Origin of the sequence: Gemmiger formicilis, assembly GCF_016901605.1 — a bacterium.
Lineage (GTDB): Bacteria > Bacillota > Clostridia > Oscillospirales > Ruminococcaceae > Gemmiger > Gemmiger formicilis_B.
Genome location: NZ_JACJKP010000771.1, coordinates 1 through 222, shown reverse-complemented (window position 1 = coordinate 222; position 222 = coordinate 1). Strand labels below are relative to the sequence as shown.

Annotated in this window: 1 pseudogene; it reads left to right on the top strand. The window is 55.4% G+C overall.

The window, feature by feature from the left end:
- Positions 1–222, top strand: a pseudogene (locus H6B10_RS16785) (hypothetical protein); the annotation flags it as partial.

Sequence of the window (222 nt, the reverse complement as noted above, 5' to 3'; positions counted from 1 at the left end):
GCCCCCGCTTTGTGGCAAGGGTCTGTCCCATGGCGATTTATGTTTTTCCGTAGAGCTGGGCATCCAGCGCAGCCAGCCGCCTTCCGATGGCCTCCACCACATTGACCGTCACGCGATTTCAACTGATAGTCTGCGCCGCATGAATGACAGCGAAGGATTGATCTTGCAAGGCTGTGGTGGCGATCTGCAGGAATGGCTGGACGGTATCAATGAGATGTTTAC